The sequence below is a fragment of the Croceibacterium salegens genome (assembly GCF_009827435.1).
Classification (GTDB): domain Bacteria; phylum Pseudomonadota; class Alphaproteobacteria; order Sphingomonadales; family Sphingomonadaceae; genus Croceibacterium_B; species Croceibacterium_B salegens.
Genome location: NZ_WTYM01000058.1, coordinates 132,176 through 146,844 on the forward strand (window position 1 = coordinate 132,176; position 14,669 = coordinate 146,844).

Here is a 14,669-nt window from a genome sequence, read left to right on the forward strand (position 1 = left end):
CGTACCTTGAGTGATTGCAGAAGGGAGTCGTCCGTGGTTGACGAAACAGACTATTCAGAGGAACGTACACGCCTGGGATTGGCGCGCCTACTAACTGCCGCAATGGATGCCAGCGGGCGGGCCAAATGCGATGTTGCTGCTGACGCGCGGCTTCACAAGGATGCCCTGCGGCGTGTCTTGCAAGGGGAGCGTTCGGCGACCTTGGGCGAAGCCCTGCGCATACTCGAAGCGAGCCGGGTCGCACCGCGAGCACACCTGCTACTGTTCCTGGTTTGCGGAGAGGACCAGGCGATTGACTGGTTGCATACGGACCTGGCCGAATTTTTTGAGGAGTTTAGCGCCGAGTTTCCGCAAGCAATGCAGCGATCCCTCGGAGACAGTGTTGGCGATGTGAAATCACGCTGGGCCAAAGGTACGGCGAACAGGGTTGCTCGGATGCTATCCGATCACATCTCTGAACTCGATCGCAAGGACCAGTTTCTTGGGAGCTTTCTTGCTGGCGAACAGGAGATCGCCGGTGGCTGAGTTATCGGAACTCGAAGCAGGCGCCCCCGAACGGTCGACCCGACTCATTCGCATCAAGGAAGTTCAGTATCGCACGGGGCTAGGGCGCTCGACAATATATAGATGGATGGCGCAGGGGCGATTCCCAAAAACCGTTCATTTGGGTGGTCACGCTGTAGCGTGGGCGGAAGCCGACATCGAATTCTGGATAGCGGCGAGGCTCTCGTGAACCCCGCCACCCAATTTCGAATTCTTACTGCTTCGCGATTGAAACGATCCTGCTGCCGCTATCCATCATTTGGAACTCAAATGTAACGCGATCGCCTGCTGCTACCTCATCAAGGTCGTCGTCGTCGGCTGAAAAGGCCATCGTCATTGCCGGCCAATCGACTTCAGGTACCGGGCCGTGATCGATCGTGATGGTTCCGGCAGCATCATCAATAGCGGTCACGATGCCTTCAGCACTGGCTGTCCGAACGGCGCCGTCGTCGGTCATCATTGGCATGTCATCTGACGTGGACATTTTGTTTGCAGCGGACATTTCGTCAGCCATCATTGCTTCTACGGACTCGCTCGGGTCCTCGGCGCTATTGCAAGCTGCCAACGCCAGCGGAGCCGCGAGCAAGATCATGTAGGTTGTGGTACGCATTCGTCTTCTCCTTGGGGTTGTGCCGGGGTCTCCGGTCGGGAACGCCGCATCAAGAGATAGGCGGCGGGAATGAGCAACATCGAGAGCAGCGGTGCGGTGATCATCCCGCCCACCATCGGGGCGGCGATGCGGCTCATCACTTCGGAGCCCGCGCCGCTGCCGAGAAGTATCGGCAGCAGGCCGGCAACGATCACTGCCACAGTCATCGCCTTGGGCCTCACGCGCAACAGCGCGCCCTCGCGGATCGCCGCTTCAACTCCATCTGGGCTGGTGTCGGGACCCCGACGGTCGAGCGCGGATTTGAGATAGATCAGCATCACCACGCCGAACTCGGCGGCGACCCCTGCAAGCGCAATGAAACCCACCGCTGTGGCGACCGACTGGTTGTAGCCCATGAGATAGAGCAGCCAGTAGCCGCCGGTCAGCGCAAAAGGCAGCGTGCCCATGATCAGCAGCGCTTCGTCCCAGCGTCGGAAAATGAGATAAAGCAATAGAAATATGATCGCGAGAGTTGCTGGAACCACGACCTGCAACCGCTCATAGGCGCGCGTCAGATATTCGAACTGACCAGCATAGGACAGGCTGACACCAGGGGGCAGATCGACGCCAACATCGACGGCTTCCTGGAGGTCGGCGACTACGGAAGTCAAATCGCGGCCCCGGACATCGACATAGACGTAGCTCGTAAGGCGACCCTGTTCGCTTTTCAGCATCGGGGGGCCATCGCTGATGCCCACTCGCGCAACAGTGCCGAGCGTGACCTGTTCACCCAAGGGTGTGAGCAGCGGCAGGGCACTCAGTTCCTCAACGCCGTCGCGGATCTCGCGCGGGTAGCGTACATTGATCGGGTAGCGTGCCAGTCCCTCGACAGTTTGTGCAACGTTGGCACCGCCGATCGCACCGGAGACTATCTGCTGAACATCGGCAATGTTGAGTCCGTATCGCGCAGCTTCCAACCGATCGATATCTACATCGACATAGCGCCCCCCTGAGAGGCGCTCTGCCAGCGCCGAGCTCACGCCTGGAATTGTCTGTGCTACGCCTTCGATTTCCAATGCGACCCTCTCGATTTCCTCCAGATCGTCGCCGGAAACCTTGACCCCGATCGGGCTCTTGATTCCGGTTGCGAGCATATCGATCCGGTTGCGGATCGGCGGCACCCAGACATTGGCGAGGCCCGGCACCTGGACAACCCGGTCGAGTTCTTCGACCAGCAACTCGGGTGTCATCCCCTCGCGCCATTCCTCGCGCGGTCTGAAACGGATCGTGGTCTCGAACATGGTCAGGGGTGCCGGGTCGGTTGCCGTATCGGCACGCCCCGCCTTGCCGAACACAGTGTCCACCTCGGGGACCGACTTGATCAGGCGATCGGTGCGCTGGAGCAGCGCCGAAGCCTCCCCGGGAGAGAGCCCGGGGAGGGCGCTGGGCATGTAGAGCAGGTCGCCTTCATCGAGCGGCGGGAGGAACTCGCCGCCAAGCCTGGTGAAGGGGATCGCGGTGGTCAGGAAGATCATCGCCGCGATCACCAGTGTCGCCTTAGGACGCCGCATGACCCAGTCTAGCCCCGGTCGATAAATTCTCGTCAGCCAGCGATTGAGAAAGTTGGAATCCTCCGAAGGGATCTTCCCTCGGATCAGCCAGCCCATCATCACCGGCACCAGCGTTACCGAGAGAATGGCCGCGGCAGCCATGGCATAGGTCTTGGTGAAGGCGAGCGGAGCGAATAAGCGCCCTTCCTGCGCTTGCAGAGTGAAGACCGGCAAGAAGGACAGTGTGATGATCAGGAGGCTGAAGAATAGCGCCGGACCGACCTCTTTCGACGCATCGGCGATGATCCGCCATCGTTCCTTCACCGCCAGCACCTTATCGGGGTTCTCGTGCTCCCATCGTTCCAGGTGCTTGTGCGCATTCTCGATCATGACGACGGCGGCATCGACCATGGCACCGATGGCGATGGCGATACCTCCCAGCGACATGATGTTGGCGTTGACGCCCTGGAATCGCATCACGATAAAGGCTGCAAGCACGCCCAGCGGCAAGGTGATCATGACCACGAATGCCGAACGCGCGTGCCAGAGGAACAGCGCGCATACGAGCGCCACGACAATGAATTCCTCGATCAACTTCGTCGTGAGATTGTGGACTGAGGCATCGATAAGCTGCGACCTATTATAGGTGGTGACGATCTCGACGCCCTCGGGGAGGCTCGCCTGAAGCTCGTTTAGCCTTTCCTCGACAGCCTGGATCACGCCACGCGCATCTGCTCCCTGGCGTAGGACGACGATGCCGCCCGCGACTTCGCCTTCGCCATTGAGTTCGGCTATTCCACGACGCAATTCAGGCCCGACCTGGATTGTCGCCACGTCGCCGAGGGTCACGGGAACGCCGCCAGCGGTCGTTCGCAGTGGTATCTGCCTAAAGTCGTCAAGGTCGCCTAGATAGCCCGAGGCACGAACCATGTATTCGGCTTCGGCCATCTGGATGATCGAACCGCCTGCCTCCTGATTGGCCGACTGGATGGCGCTGACGATTTCGGCGTGGGTCACGCCCAGCGATGCCATGCGATAAGGCTCGAGCACGATCTGGTATTGCTTGACCATGCCGCCAACGCTGGCGACTTCGGCTATGCCGGGGATGGTCTTGAGCTCGTATCGCAGGAACCAGTCCTGCAGGCTGCGAAGGCCTGCCAGATCGTGCCCGCCGGTGCGATCGACCAGCGCATATTCGTATATCCAGCCAACCCCGGTGGCATCGGGACCGAGCATGCTTGTCACACCATCGGGCAAGCGGTTTTGCACCTGATTGAGGTATTCGAGTACGCGCGAGCGCGCCCAGTAGAGGTCGGTTCCGTCTTCAAAGATGATGTAGACATAGCTGTCTCCGAACATCGAATAGCCACGCACGGTTTTCGCACCCGGCACCGACAGCATGGTCGTTGCTAGCGGATAGGTGACTTGGTCCTCGACGATCCGGGGCGCCTGCCCCGGATAGCTGGACCGGACCACAACTTGTACGTCGGAAAGATCGGGCAGCGCGTCGACCGGTGTCGTACGCACCGCCCAAAACCCGCCCACGGCGAGTGCGATCGCCGCGAGGACTATGAACAAGCGGTTGGCGATCGAGACATCGATTATCCGAGCTATCACTGTCCGGTCCTCACGATGGTTTCGATCCGGGGGCCGGCCTCTTGCTGGGAAAAGGTAAAGCGGACTCGGTCGCCCTCTTCGAGACCACGCAATTGCGCTGCGCTCCTCGTGCGGAAGCTCATCGTCATAGCGGGCCAGTCGAGTCTCGGAACGCGACCGTGCCGCAGGGTTACCGAACCGTTGGCAATCGCTTGAACCGTGCCTGTCGCGCTGAACGTCGTTAGCTCGTCATCGGTTGGTCCCGCGTCGCCTGCCTGTTCGATGGGACGCACGTTCAATCCGCTTAGGCTTGCCTCTGAATCGAGCAGGAACTGGCCGGATGTCACGATCTGCTCTCCGACCGTGAGACCAGCCAACACTTCGGTCCTGCCGCCCGCCTCGCGACCGATCCGGACTTCGGCAGGCATGAAGCCGCCCTCGTCCTGTCTTACCATCACGATGTTCCGACGTCCGGTCCGGATGACCGCTTCGGAGGGCACCAGCAGCGCGCGGCGTGTGTCCGGGGTCAGCGAGACCTGTGCGAACATGCCCGGCTTGAGCCGACCGGACGCGTTAGGCAGCTGCGCACGAACGGTGATCGTACGGCTTGCATCCTGCGCACTCGGCAGGATGGCGATGATGGACCCAGAGAAGCGGTCCTCTGGGAATGCGGTCAGCGTCGCGCTGACAGGTTGTCCGACGCGTACATTCGCTGCCTGTGTTTCAGGCACCGCAGCCTCGAGCCAGATCGGAGAGAAGCCTGTTATCTCAGCGAGCGTCTGTCCGGCTACAACCGTCATGCCTGGACGCACGTAGAGCGATGTGATCGCTCCACCGATTGGCGCTGTCACCGTGATCGTAGAACGCTGCTGTCTGCTGCGTCCCACAGAAGAGATCAGGCCGGGAGACATTCCGAGCAAACGCATGCGTTCACGCATCGCTTGGGCCAGTTCCTCATCGCCACTTTCCAGAACCGCGAGATATTCTTGTTGCGCACCGCCCCATTCGGGGACCAGGATGTCGGCGAGCGGAGCGCCACGCTCGATAACGTCATCAGGTGCGCGACCATAAGTCCGCTGCACGTAGCCTCCGGCACGTGGTTGCACGATCGAAACGTCGCGCTCATTATAGGCCAGCACGCCAGTCGCGGTTATTTCAGAATCGAGAATGCCATATTCGGCTTCGGCGGTGCGAATTGCGAAATTCTGGACCAGGCCAGGGTCGATCCGGACCTCGGCTGTCGCTTCCTCGCCCGCGCATTTCGGCACCAGTTCCATATCCATGAACGGTGATTTGCCCGGCTCGTCAAAGTGTTGGCCCGGCACCATCGGGTCATACCAGTACAAGACGTCTTCGCATTCCGTGGCTGTGTCGGCATTGGCATCATTTGACTCTAGGTTTTCTTCGCCAATCTGAGACAAGCCGTAGCCAGCCATGGCACTGATCAAGGCGATCATGGCTGCCATTATCCAAAACTTGTGACGCGGCGACAGTCTGTTCCACGCCGACGCAATCGCATTCTTCATCGCTCGTGCTCCGTGTAGGTCAGTCGAAGATTCACGGCAGCCGCCACGGTGGCCTGCTCGCGGTTAAGGATTTCGATGCGCAGCAGTGCCAGAGCCTTGATAGCGTCGATCACATCGAGCAACTCCGCTCTGCCTGCCGCAAAGCTCGCCCGTTCGAGTTCGACCCGACTTTCGGCCAGCGGAAGCATTTCCTCGGTCGCGCGTTGCCACTGGCGATAAGCGCTGCGCCAGGCAGCAAGGTCCTCCTCGAACCGAGCCTCGAGTGCGCGAAGCATATCCGCTCTCGCTTGACGCGCGGATGCTGCCTCGGAACTGGCAGCAGAAATACGGGGCTCCTGTCTTCGCCCTCTGAACAACGGCAATGTGACGGTGCCCATTACCGAAAATAGGTCGCCATACTGACCGTCGCGTACACCGTAGCTGGCGCCGACGCTGAAATCCGGTCGGAGTTCCGAACGAGCCATATCGACTGCCGCCTCTGCTCGGAGCACCTGGGCGTCGGCCAATATGATCTCGGGATTGTACTCCAGAATGGAACGCAGCCATCTTTCATCGACGTCTGCAGAAGGGATTTCTCCCGAAGCAGTCGCATGCGCGATCGCGATATAGCGGGCGAGCCGCGCTTGTGCGGCTTCCTCCTCAGCCTGGATCCTCGTGAGAGCGTCCTCAACTTCGAGCACCGCACGCCGAACTTCTAGGCTCTCGCCAGGCCGAGCGTTCCCAGCGGCGACCGAACTGCTAGCAAGCGGCACCGTGCGCGCGATTTCAACCAAGGCTTCGCTGGCAACAGTTTCGGATCTTTGTGCAAAGGCAAGCGCTATCCACGCTTGTCCCGCGCCAATCCGTGCCATATGTCGTGCATGTGACAGCTCAGCTGCTGCCCATTCGATATCGGCAGAGGCCAGACCCGCGCGGGCGCGGCGTTCGGCAAGGTTCGGAATTTCCTGCTCGATCCCCACCTCGAACATCGTCATCATGACGGGGTCGAAGGCATCGGGCCCCGTAATTGGAATGTTGCGAAGGCCGGTCCTTATGCGTGGATCGGGAAGTTCATCGGCCGCATCGGCGACTTCACGACGCGCTTCCAACCGAAGTTCGCTTGTACGAACCAGCGGTTGATCGCTGACCGCTGCATTCAGCGCTTCGTCGTAGGTGACCTGCTGAGCCTGCACGGCATTTGCCGTTAGGAGGGCGACAAGGAGCCCCCCGCCAATTGTCTTTCTCATGTTCGAAATTCTCGCTCGAGTTCAAGGCGCCAAGCACTTCGTGGCCACTGCACTTCAAAGTGCAGATGCCGAAATGCCCTAACCCAAAACAGGCGTCAAAACGCCCGGCAACATTACAGAGCGAGTTAAAGGCGAGGTGGAGGCGCCTCGGGTGCCAATGGCTGGCCGTGCAGCGTATTTGCGATTGGCGCCAAGAATGACTGGCGGTCAATATACGGCTTGAATCCGCCCGAAGTGTCGTCGGTTGCAAAAAGCGGTGAGACGCAATTCATGGCGACAAGGCATCCCAGGGTCATCTCTTTACAAGGCTCGCGCGATTCTCCGGACATGCCTTCACTCACCGGACCACTAATCTTTGAGTGCTGCATTTCGTCGCAGTCCATCGTCTGAGAGGATTCGATTACCGGAACAGCCGCAGCATGCGCCGCGACCTGCACCAGAAGACCCAGTCCGAAGCAAAAAAAGGCAAGGTATCGACGAATACTCACAAAGGTAATCTATTCGGAATTCACATGCTCGACAAGCTGCTAGTGGCCGCATCGTGCTTCGTTCGTTTATCGAACCTTCTGCCGGTAAGCCAGGAGCCGCAAAGCATTGCCCACGACCAGCAGAGTCGACCCTTCGTGCACCGCCACAGCGGGCCCGATGCCCAGCCCCAGAATTGTTGCAGGCACAAGGAAGACGACGACACCAAGGCTGACAATGACATTCTGCAAGATGATTAATCGTGTCGTCCTGCTAAGCCCCACGGCAAACGGCAGATGCGACAGGTCGTCGGCCATCAGCGCAACGTCCGCCGTTTCCAGCGCCACGTCCGATCCCGCCGCGCCCATCGCGATGCCCACAGTCGCGGTCGCCATGGCAGGGGCGTCGTTGACGCCGTCACCGACCATCGCAACCTTGGCTTCGACGCGAATCTTCCGGATCGCCTCGACCTTGTCTTCGGGCATGAGATCCCCCCATGCTTCTTCGATGCCCACCTGCGCGGCGATCCCTTCCGCCGCGCGCTGGTGGTCTCCAGAAATCATGATCATCCGTTCGATGCCGATCGCCCGCAATTGTTCGAGCGCTTTCCGCGCGGAATCGCGGGGGGTGTCCATCAGGCCGATCGCCCCCAGGTCGCTATTGTCGCGCCGCACGACCATGGAGGTGTAGCCGCCTTCGCGCAGTTGTTCGATGGCTACCGCCATCTCGTCCGAAAGCTCTTCTATACCCTCGGCACCGAACATTTCCGGCTTGCCAATCAGCACATCCTGTCCGGCCACCGTCGCGCGAACCCCCATGCCGGTCATGCTCTTGAGATCGTTCGCCTCGGGAATCGGGTATTCGCCAGTATAGTTGCGACCATCACGGGCGATGGCTTTCGCAAGCGGATGGTCCGACAGGCTCTCCACTGCGACGGCCGCAGCCATCAGTTCTGCTTCCGTCACACCTTCCGCCGGAACTATGCGCTGAATCTGCGGTTCGCCGCGGGTAAGCGTTCCGGTCTTGTCGAAGGCCACCGCCCTCAGCGAGCCCAGAAGCTCCAGCGGTGCACCGCCCTTCACGAGAACCCCGCCACGTGCGGCTCGTGCCACGCCGGAAAGGACCGCGCTCGGCGTGGCAATAGCCAGCGCACACGGGCTTGCCGCGACCAGAACCGCCATGGCCCTGTAGAAACTGTCACTGAACGGCTCGTCTACCACCACCCATGCGAAGAGCAGCCCGAACGCGAGCACCAGGACGATCGGCACGAAAACTCGCTCGAAGCGGTCGGTGAAGCGTTGGGTGGGCGACTTCTGGGTCTCGGCCTCGCTTACCATCTTCACGACCTTTGCGAGCGTGCTCTCGCTCGAAAGGCGCGTGACCTCGATTTCAATCAGGCCGCTGCCGTTGATGGACCCGGCGAATGTCCTGCTCGCCGCATCGACCTGCTGCGGATTGGAGCGGGCAAGCGTCTCATCCGGCACGGCATGTTTGTCCGCCGGCATGCTCTCGCCGGTCACGGGTGCCTGGTTGATGCTGGTCGTGCCCTTGACGATGAAGCCGTCGGCTGGGATGCGGGCATCAGGCCTGACAACGACGAGATCGCCCGGCACGAGCTCTTCCACAGCGATCTCTTCGGTGCTGCCGTTTTCGAGCCGAAGCAGCGCGGTTTGCGGTGCCAGTTCGGCCAGAGCCTCGATCGCGCGCTTGGCCCGCCCCATCGCGTAATGCTCCAGCGCGTGGCCGAGGCTGAACAAGAACAGCAGCAGCGCCCCTTCGGCAAAGGCACCCAGCGCGGCCGCTCCCGCAGCTGCGACCAGCATCAGGGTATCGATTTCGAATTTGCGCTGCCGCAGATTGTCGAAAACTTCCCGCAGAGTGAAGAAGCCGCCGAAGATGTAGGCTGCGACATACAGCGCGGTCGGCAACCAGTCCGGCGTGCCGGAAACCAGCTTCTCGATAGCAAAACCGAGGCCGAGCATTACGCCGCTGGCGAGTGCAAAGATCAGTTCGGTGTTGGGCCCCAGGAAATTTCCGTGATCGTGGTTATGATCTTGGTCAGCGTCGCCGTGGTCATGCCCTGCATGCGCATCGCCCGCCGACCCTGCGCCGGAATGCTGCTCTCGCCGGACGTCCATCCCGGCCAGGACCTCCTCCAGCTCCCGCTCGGAGATCTGCTGCATATCGAATTCTATCCGAAGCGTGCCTGCGGCATTGGCGCCCGCTTCCACAACACCGGGCAACTTGCGCAACTGTTCACCGACCGAACGCGCCTTGCGTTGATGACCGATCCCCTCGACCGACCACAGGAGGTGGCCATAGCGTTCCGCGATCGCAGCGCCAGCGGCCCGGGCAATATCGCGAATACGCGACAGGGAGACGATTTCGGGATCGTAGTGAATGCACAGCAGCGCCGGCTTGTCGTCCTCTGCGGCAAGAACATGGGCGCGGTCGATCCCTTGTCGTGCAAGAAGATTGGCGGACAGGCGCTCTACGCACCCGTCGTGTTCGTCGGGAATATCGGGAAGAACGAGCGGGATTTCGAGTTTCAGCTTCTCTGTCATCAAATGGTTCACTTTGCTCTGCGTGAGCGTTTGCTCTGGACCGTGATCCTACCGCTGGTACGATCAGCTCCTCCGGAGGAAATCAAAGGGCTTCCTCCGGAAGGCGCGGATGATCGTCAGGTGAGTTCAGACCACTCGCGACGCTCTGTCCGAGTGAGATTGCGCCGAATGCGATCCCACCATTTATCCCGCCAGCTTCGTTTGTCCTCATCCGTGTGCAGGACAAGCCGAGCTATGGCCGGAAGCACGAACAAGGTGAGTGCCGTGGCGGTGATCAGGCCACCGATGACGACGGTAGCCAGCGGTCGCTGGACTTCGGCCCCGGTGCCGGTGGCTATCGCCATCGGCACGAAACCAAGCGAAGCTACCAGAGCCGTCATCAGAACGGGGCGCAAGCGCACCAGCGCACCTTCGCAAATAGCATCCTCGAGTGCCATTCCCCCATCGAGCCGCTGGCGGATCGCCGTTACCATCACCAACCCGTTGAGCGTCGCCACACCCGAAAGCGCAATGAAGCCCACGGCTGCAGAGACCGAAAATGGCATGCCGCGCAACGCCAAAGCGAAGACCCCCCCAGCCAGTCCCATTGGAATCGCACTGAACACCGAAAGGGCTGGTACCCATCCACCGAGCGCCATGTAGAGCAGCAACAGGATAAGGGCGAAGGCCAGGGGAACCACGACGCCGAGCCGTTCCTGAGCGGCCTGCAAATTCTGGTACTGCCCGCCCCATTCGATGAAGGACGCCGGGGGCAGTTCGACCTGATCACGGACGCCTTCCTGTGCTTCCTCCACGAAGGAGCCCAGGTCGCGTTCACGGACATTGGCCGAAACGATCACCAAACGGCGTCCCTGTTCGCGGCGGACTTCGGCCAGACCATCGACAACCCGAAAATCGGCAACGCTGCGCAGGGGCACGGTCGCACCATTCGGCAGCAGGATCGGGAGGGTTCCAAGTTGGTCGAAATCGTCGCGCGTGGTTTCGTCGAGACGCACCACCACGTCGAACCGGCGATCGCCCTCGAAGACGAGGCCGGCCGGTCGCCCGCCGAGCGCGATGGCGACGGACTGCGCGACATCTTCCACTGTCAATCCGTATCTGGCGATCATCGGACGGTCGAAAGCGATGTCGAGGGTCGGGAATCCTGCAACCTGCTGAACCTTGACGTCGGCGGATCCATCGATTTCACGCAGGACGCTGGCGACTTCGTTGGCAGCCGAAGTCATCGCGGTCAGATCATCGCCATACAGCTTAACCGCCACATCTCCCCTGACACCCGCGATTAGCTCGTTGAAGCGCAGCTCGATTGGTTGGCTGAACTCGTAAAGGTTTCCGACCAGGCTACTTAACGCGCTTTCCATGTCCGCGACCAGTTCGTCCTTGGACATGTCCGGATTGGGCCACTCGTCCCGTGGTTTAAGGATGACGTAGGCGTCCGATGCGTTCGGTGGCATCGGGTCGCTCGCGACCTCGGCGGTGCCGGTGCGCGAGAAAACCAAGGCAACCTGCGGGAACTCCTCCAACCGGTCTTCGACACGGCGCTGCATGGCGAGCGATCTTTCCAGGGAAGTCGAGGGAATGCGCAACGACTGAACCGCGATATCGCGTTCGTCGAGTTGAGGCGTGAATTCGCTTCCTAGAAACGTGAAGACTAATGCCGCGAAAGCGAATAGTCCCAGCCCGCCTGCGATTACGGGCCAAGGACGTGCAACCGCCTTCCGCAGCAGGGGACCATAGCGTTCCTTGGCAATCCTGATCGGCTTCACTTCCTTCTCGGTCAACTTCTTGTTGAGAAGCAATGCAATCATTGCCGGAACGAAAGTGAGTGACAGAACAAATGCCGATGCGAGCGCCAGCATGACCGTGATTGCCATGGGCGAGAAAGTCTTGCCTTCCACGCCGGTAAAGGTGAGCAGTGGAGCATAGACGAGCAGGATGATCGCCTGTCCATAGACAGTCGGCTTGATCATTTCCTGTGCGGCGAGGCGCGTTTCGGCCAAGCGCTCACCAAGCGTGAGCAAACGCCCTTCATGATGCTGCCGGGCGGAAAGCCTAGCAACGCTGTTCTCGACAATGATGACCGCGCCATCGACGATCAGACCGAAGTCGAGAGCACCTAAACTCATGAGGTTGCCGGACACACCCAATCGGTTCATTCCGATCGCAGCCATCAGCATAGACACCGGGATGACCAACGCGGCGATGATCGCAGCGCGGATATTGCCAAGCAAAAAGAAGAGCACAGCAATCACCAGAAGCGCGCCCTCGACAAGGTTCTTTTCAACCGTCGCAATCGTTGCATCGACAAGCGAAGATCGATTGTAAACGATTTCCGCGACGACGCCTTCGGGAAGCGAAGATCTGATCGCTTCGAGACGTTCGGCAGCCCCTGCGGAGACTGTTCGACTGTTTTCTCCAGCCCGCATCAACACCGTGCCGACCACAGCTTCGTCGCCGTTGAGCGAAGCGGCGCCAGTCCTGAGGTCGCCACCGATGCTGACAGTCGCCACATCGCCGATCCGGATCGGGATACCTTCGCGGGTGGTGACCACGGCTTGTTCGATATCCTCGATGCTCCCTAGCCGCGCATCGACGCGTGCGAGCAGTGCCTCGCCAGAACGTTCAACGAAATTGGCACCTTCGGCGAGATTTGCTGCCTCAAGTGCGTCGATCAGTTCATTAAACGACAAACCATATCCGGTCAGGCGGGCAGGGTCAGGCTGGACGAGATACTGCTTCTCGAAACCGCCGATCGAATCTACCCCCGCGACACCGTCGACCGACCGCATGAGCGGGGCCACGATCCAGTCTTGGACCGTTCGAAGATAGGCTGCCCTGGCAACTTCGCTCTCGAGCCGGTCACCGCGTTCGGTAATGAAACTGCTGTCACTCTGCCAGCCGGTGGGCCCGCCGACGGGCGCGCCGTCGCCTCCAGGAAACTCGTATTCGATCGTGTACATGAGCACTTCGCCGAGACCTGTGGAGATCGGACCCATTACCGGTTCGGCACCACCAGGCAGAGAAGCGGTGATCGGTGCCAGCCGCTCGTTCACTTGCTGGCGCGCAAAATAGATGTCGGTTCCCTCTTTGAAGATTGCGGTGACCTGGCTGAAACCATTGCGCGAGATCGAGCGGGTCATTTCGAGGCCCTCTATCCCCGCCAGGCCAGTTTCGACCGGATAGGTAACCTGGGTCTCGACCTGTGCAGGAGACAGGGCCGGCGCTTCGGTATTGATCTGTACCTGAACATTGGTGATGTCGGGAACGGCATCAATTGGCAGCCGCAAAAGGTTGAACGCTCCCCAAACGGCGATCCCAGCCGTCAGGACGATCATTGCCCAACGGAACCGGACTGCGGCATCGAGAATCGCGCCGATCAGCCCATGACCGCTCTTCTCTTGGGAGTACTGTGCCTCGAGCGGTTTCTCAGTGACCATGCTCGGCCTCCTCTTTCTCGAGTTCAGCTTTAAGGAGGAAGGCGTTTGCAGTGGCGATCCGCGAGCCGGGTGCAAGACCTGACTCGATGACAACCCGACCACCGGAACGCGCCCCCGCTACCACCGGACGAGCCTGAAATCCTCGCTCCGTCCTAACGAACACGCTTTCCTGGCCGTCAATGATTTGGACCGCGTCTTCGGGTATCGAAATGCTGTCATGAGCAATCTCGCCGGAGGGGCGAATCCGGGCCTGGAGGAAGGCACCGGGCTGCAGGCCCGGGACGGAGCTGGCCAGCGCCAGCACAGCAGTGGCGCTGCGGCTTTCCAGATCAAGAGCAGGGGTGACTGAACGTACCCGTGCTCCGATTTCTCGATTTTCGCCTAACAAAAGTACGGCATCGTCGCCAGGTTGGATTCGGATTGCATCGGCGGACGGCAAGGCCACCTCGACCTGCAAGCCATTGGGATTGACGACCCGGTACAGTTCGTCGCCGGCTGCGACGAACGAACCCAGCACTATAGGTGCGGCAGTTACCTGACCGGAAATGGGGCTGGTAACGGCCAAGGACCTCCCGTCACCGCTCACGCCAGCTGCTGCGACCGCGGATTGCGCGCGGGCCAATTCCGACCTGGCTACCTGGAGGTTGGCCAGCGCGGATTCGAGATCCTGACGTGCTGTAACATTGGCCTCGAACAGACGAAGCTCCCGGTCATAAATCGCGGAAAGCTCGTCAACCCGCGCACGTGCTGCGGCAACTTGGGACGCCAGGGTCGCCGCCTCGCCGCTTTCGATCCTTGCAATGACCTCCCCCTGCCGGACGAAATCCCCGAGATTCTTGTTGACACTTCTTATTACACCGGAAGCGCGCGCATCGATTTGCGCACTTGCACTAGGGGCAGCGGCGACCGTTGCCGGAAACACCAATTCTACGGCTGCACCAAGCTGGACGGATTCAATCTCGATCGATGCATCTTCGATTTGCTGATCACTAATCCCGACAAAGCCTTCAGGGAGACTGCCTTCTTCGTCATGGTTGTCTCCGTGATCGTCGGACTCGTCATGCGAATCTTCGGCATGCATTGCAGGATCGCCGGGCCAGAATGCCCAGGTGGCAGCTGTCGCCACGAATATGGCAGCGACAGCAATGAGGATATTACGTTTCATAGGGCTGG

The 14,669-nt window shown here is 60.4% G+C and carries 10 protein-coding genes; 2 read left to right on the forward strand and 8 right to left on the reverse strand.

From position 1 onward, the window contains the following. Positions 1-33: 33 nt before the first annotated feature. Positions 34-525 carry a hypothetical protein gene (locus tag GRI89_RS15490; protein ID WP_328598300.1) on the forward strand — a complete coding sequence of 164 codons (492 nt, stop codon included), beginning with the start codon at positions 34-36 and terminating at the stop codon, positions 523-525. After that, a complete protein-coding gene (locus GRI89_RS15495) occupies positions 518-733 on the forward strand; it encodes a helix-turn-helix transcriptional regulator (RefSeq protein WP_328598301.1) in 216 nt (71 codons plus the stop codon). Before GRI89_RS15490 ends, GRI89_RS15495 begins: the two co-directional genes overlap by 8 nt. A gap of 24 nt (positions 734-757) precedes the next feature. Here the strand turns inward: GRI89_RS15495 and GRI89_RS15500 are convergent, their stop codons facing one another. The 8 genes from GRI89_RS15500 to GRI89_RS15535 form a co-directional block, all read right to left on the reverse strand. Continuing rightward, on the reverse strand, positions 758-1,153 hold the full coding sequence (locus GRI89_RS15500) for a copper-binding protein (RefSeq protein WP_235913450.1): 396 nt from the start codon (positions 1,151-1,153) through the stop codon (positions 758-760). Continuing rightward, on the reverse strand, positions 1,132-4,299 hold the full coding sequence (locus GRI89_RS15505; RefSeq protein WP_328598302.1) for an efflux RND transporter permease subunit: 3,168 nt from the start codon (positions 4,297-4,299) through the stop codon (positions 1,132-1,134). Before GRI89_RS15505 ends, GRI89_RS15500 begins: the two co-directional genes overlap by 22 nt. Beyond that, complete coding sequence (locus GRI89_RS15510; protein ID WP_159797557.1) at positions 4,296-5,804, reverse strand: efflux RND transporter periplasmic adaptor subunit; 1,509 nt, start codon at positions 5,802-5,804, stop codon at positions 4,296-4,298. Before GRI89_RS15510 ends, GRI89_RS15505 begins: the two co-directional genes overlap by 4 nt. Continuing rightward, positions 5,801-7,030 carry a TolC family protein gene (locus GRI89_RS15515; protein ID WP_159797559.1) on the reverse strand — a complete coding sequence of 410 codons (1,230 nt, stop codon included), beginning with the start codon at positions 7,028-7,030 and terminating at the stop codon, positions 5,801-5,803. The genes GRI89_RS15510 and GRI89_RS15515 overlap by 4 nt, the downstream gene beginning before the upstream one ends. A gap of 125 nt (positions 7,031-7,155) precedes the next feature. After that, on the reverse strand, positions 7,156-7,518 hold the full coding sequence (locus GRI89_RS15520) for a hypothetical protein (protein ID WP_159797561.1): 363 nt from the start codon (positions 7,516-7,518) through the stop codon (positions 7,156-7,158). A gap of 66 nt (positions 7,519-7,584) precedes the next feature. Continuing rightward, a complete protein-coding gene (locus GRI89_RS15525) occupies positions 7,585-10,059 on the reverse strand; it encodes a heavy metal translocating P-type ATPase (RefSeq protein ID WP_159797563.1) in 2,475 nt (824 codons plus the stop codon). A 116-nt stretch (positions 10,060-10,175) separates the two neighbouring features. Further along, entirely contained in the window at positions 10,176-13,439 is a 3,264-nt protein-coding gene (locus GRI89_RS15530) for an efflux RND transporter permease subunit (RefSeq protein WP_159797822.1), read from the reverse strand. Between the two features lie 46 nt (positions 13,440-13,485). Beyond that, on the reverse strand, positions 13,486-14,661 hold the full coding sequence (locus tag GRI89_RS15535; RefSeq protein WP_159797565.1) for an efflux RND transporter periplasmic adaptor subunit: 1,176 nt from the start codon (positions 14,659-14,661) through the stop codon (positions 13,486-13,488). Positions 14,662-14,669: the final 8 nt, after the last annotated feature.